The organism is Archangium sp., assembly GCF_036388035.1.
Lineage (GTDB): Bacteria > Myxococcota > Myxococcia > Myxococcales > Myxococcaceae > Archangium.
In genome coordinates, this window is record NZ_DASVSO010000671.1 from 1 (window position 1) to 3410 (window position 3410).

Genomic DNA, 3410 nt, shown 5'->3' on the forward strand with positions numbered 1-3410 from the left:
AGCCGCGCGCGGTGGGCTGCACGCCGGACTGCGCGCTGCCCAATACCCAGGTGTCCCAGGGTCGCTGGGGCATCCAGAGGCTGCGGCTCGAGGGCACCGTGCGAGATGCGCGCCCCACCCCGCGCTTCCCTGGCGAGCGCCGCTTCCGGCTGGATCTCCCCAAGCCCACGACCGGCGACAGTGACGAGCCGGTGGCGGTGCTCGACGGCGAGGTGGAGCTGCCCTCGGACCGGGAGAACCCGCCGGAGGCCCGGCTGGCCCTGAACCTGGCCCTGTCGGCGACACTGTTCGATCCCCTGGACTGGGGCGCTCTGGCGTTGAACCCGGGTGGCGTGGTGGACTTCAACGACCCAGACAACGCCAAGGCACTCGAGGTGCTCCTCGAGCGGCTGGCGCAGGTCTCGCCCGAAGCGGAGGTGACCCGTGGACGACCATAAGCATCCCCATCTTCATCCCCACAAGCACCCGCACTCGCACGCACACCCCCACGACCACGCTCACGACCACCATCACCACCACAACCACGAGCACTCGGCCGATCTGCTCCTGTGCTGTGAGGACCTGGTCGTCGGCTACAACGGCAAGCCGATGCTGCCGGGCATCAACCTGCAGATCCGCCGCGGCACCTTCCTGTCGGTGATCGGCCGCAACGGCTCGGGCAAGAGCACCTGGTTCAAGACGCTGCTGGGCATGCTGCCCCCGGTGTCCGGCTGCGTGGAGCGCACCAGCGAGCGCGTGAAGAGCGCCTACGTGCCCCAGACCTCCGGCATCGACGCCCTGCTGCCGGTGCGCTCGAGCGAGCTGGTGCAGTGGGGTCGGCTGAACGGGTGGAACTTCCTGTGGCCCTTCGCCAAGAAGCAGGATCGGCACACGGTGAGGGCGGCGCTGGAGTCCGCCGGGGCCACCATCATCGCCAACCGTCCCTACCGCGATCTGTCCGAGGGCCAGAAGCAGCGCGCCCTGCTGGCGCGGGTGCTGGCCACCGAGGCGGACTTCGTGCTGCTGGACGAGCCCACCGCCTCCATGGACGCCGTGGCCGAGCGCGAGACGATGCAGCGCCTCTCGGAGCTGACGAAGGGACCGCGCAAGCTCGCGGTGGTGGTGGTGAGCCACGACCTGGAAGTGGCCGCCGAGTTCTCCGATCAGATCCTCTTCGTGGACAAGGACGCCCCGGCCATCGTTCTGGGGGACCCGAAGACGGTCTTCTGCCATCCTGCCTTCCGACACAAGTACGGCGATGACTACTGCCCTGTCCACCCTCGCGCCCATCCTCCCCTCCCCGGAAATCCGCTTGGACCCACTGCCGGTTGAGACCTCCTCCTGGGCACAGTTCTGGGACGCCTACGAGCTGTTCCGGGACCCGATGCTGTGCGCCCTCATCGCCGGGTGCGTGCTGGGGTTCCTCAGCATGTACGTGGTGCTGCGGCGCATGGTGTTCGTCAGCGCCGCGGTGACGCAGTCGGCCGGCCTGGGCGTGGCACTGGCCTTCTTCGCGCAGATCCACCTGGGCTTCCACGTGGAGCCCACGCTGGGCGCCGCGGGCATGGCGCTGGTGTCCACGGTGCTGCTGATGATGGACCCGACGCGGATGCGGCTCACCCGCGAGAGCGTCCTGGGCCTTGCCTACGCCCTCACGGGTGGCGCGGCCATCCTCGTGGGCGACCGCATCTCGCAGGAGGCCCATGACATCCAGGGCATCCTCTTCGGCACGGCGGTGCTGGTGGAGCGGCCCCAGCTCATCGCGGTGGCCGTGGTGGGCGGCGCCACCCTCTTCATCCACCTGTGGTGGTTCCGCGGCCTCACCTTCGCCAGCTTCGATCGCATCGGCGCCATGGTGCAGGGGCTGCCGGTGCGCCTGCTCGACGCGGTGGTGATGATCTCCATCGGCCTGATGGTGGGCGTGTCGGCGCGAGCCCTGGGCGCGCTGCCGGTGTTCGCCTTCTCCACCCTGTCGGCCATCGCCGCGCTGATGTTGGATCTGCGGCTGCCGTGGACCTTCCTGGTGGCCACCTTCGTCGGAGCCGTGTCGGGGCTGGGCGGCTACCTCTTCGCCTACTTCTACAACTTCCCCGTGGGTGGCTCGCAGACGGTGCTCGCCAGCGTGCTGGTGCTGCTGGCGCTGCTGGTGAGGACCGTGCGGCAGCTCGTCACCCACGGCACGGCGCGCTGAGCCAAGGTCCCAGCGCCTCTACCGGACCGCGGCGGAGACCTTCTTGAACTCGGGTGTGCCCGCGCACCCGAGCAGGTCGAAGAGCGCGGCCTCCACCGTGACGATGTGCGCGCCCGCCTCGCGGCACATCTTCAAGCCCACGCGGCGATCCTCGGGGTTGCGCGACATCACCGCGTCGGCGCAGAGGAACGGGGTGAAGCCCTTCTCGGTCAGGTCGCGCACCGTCTGGAAGACACAGACGTGCGTCTCCATGCCGAGGAGGAGGACCTGCTTGCGGTTGCCCAGCCGCGTGACCACGTCCGGCACACAGGCGCTGAACTCGAGCTTCTCCACCGCCGAGTAGTTGCCCAGCCGCATCTTCACCAGCGAGTGCGTGGGCCCCAGGCCCTTGGGGTACTGCTCGGTGACGAGCACGGGCAACTCGAGCGCCTTCGCTCCCTCGATGGCGGCGTTGGCGCGGTTGAGCACCCGGTCGAGCGCGTCCCGCTCCATGGCGGCGCACAGGCGCTCCTGGATGTCCACGACGAGCAGCGAGGCCTGGTCTCTCTTGAGTCGGAAGGTGGGCATGGAGGCCATTCCTCCCAAGCCGTGCCCGCGCGTCAAGCGCTCCGCACTCGGGGCCCGAGAGGTGCCGGGAGGTGGACGCACCGAACGGCGGGAGATTGACGCTTTCCCGCCCCCCCATCGAAGCTCGGCGGCATGAAGGGACACGCCCGCAACCTGATGACCGCACCGGTGAAGTCCGTCTCCCCGGAGACTCCGCTCTCGGAGATCGCCCAGCTGCTGGCCGAGGAGCGCATCGGCGGCGTGCCCGTGACGAACGCCGAGGAGCGCGTGCTGGGCTTCGTGAGCGAGGCCGACATCATGAACGCCCTGCTCGCGGGCCGCTCGCTGCGCACCTTCGCGCGAGAGGTGATGTCCTCGCCCGTGCACACGGTGGACGAGTTCGATCTCACCGACGAGGTGATGGCGCTCTTCCGCGAGCACCGCATCCACCACCTGCCCGTGGTGCGTGAGGAGAAGCTGCTCGGCATCATCACGCCCTCGGACGTCATCCGCTTCCTGGCGAGCACCCTGCCCGACACCCCTCGGGCGGGCTGACGGAGGAAGACACCCGGGGCCGCGTGGGGTATGCGGAGCGCGATGAGCGACCCCCTGCACCTGGAGGACTGGGGCGGTACCGGCCCGGTGCTGCACCTCGCCCACGCCAACGGCTTCCCGCCGGCCACCTACCGCCGGC

The 3410-nt window shown here is 69.5% G+C and carries 4 protein-coding genes and 1 pseudogene; 4 read left to right on the plus strand and 1 reads right to left on the minus strand.

Features of this window, described 5'->3' with window-relative positions; translation table 11 throughout:
* The 3 genes and pseudogenes from VF697_RS27310 to VF697_RS27320 form a co-directional block, all read left to right on the plus strand.
* Nucleotides 1-437 (plus strand): annotated as a pseudogene (locus tag VF697_RS27310) (hypothetical protein); the annotation flags it as partial.
* A gap of 103 nt (nt 438-540) precedes the next feature.
* Entirely contained in the window at nt 541-1311 is a 771-nt protein-coding gene (locus VF697_RS27315) for a metal ABC transporter ATP-binding protein (protein WP_331099664.1), read from the plus strand.
* The gene (locus VF697_RS27320; RefSeq protein WP_331099661.1) at nt 1292-2170 is read left to right on the plus strand and encodes a metal ABC transporter permease; all 879 of its coding nucleotides are present in this window, start codon (nt 1292-1294) and stop codon (nt 2168-2170) included. The genes VF697_RS27315 and VF697_RS27320 overlap by 20 nt, the downstream gene beginning before the upstream one ends.
* An 18-nt stretch (nt 2171-2188) precedes the next feature.
* Here the strand turns inward: VF697_RS27320 and VF697_RS27325 are convergent, their stop codons facing one another.
* A complete protein-coding gene (locus VF697_RS27325; protein ID WP_331099662.1) occupies nt 2189-2737 on the minus strand; it encodes an isochorismatase family protein in 549 nt (182 codons plus the stop codon).
* Between the two features lie 132 nt (nt 2738-2869).
* Here VF697_RS27325 and VF697_RS27330 point away from each other — a divergent pair, with 132 nt between their 5' ends.
* The gene (locus tag VF697_RS27330; RefSeq protein ID WP_331099663.1) at nt 2870-3271 is read left to right on the plus strand and encodes a cyclic nucleotide-binding/CBS domain-containing protein; all 402 of its coding nucleotides are present in this window, start codon (nt 2870-2872) and stop codon (nt 3269-3271) included.
* Nucleotides 3272-3410 lie beyond the last annotated feature (139 nt).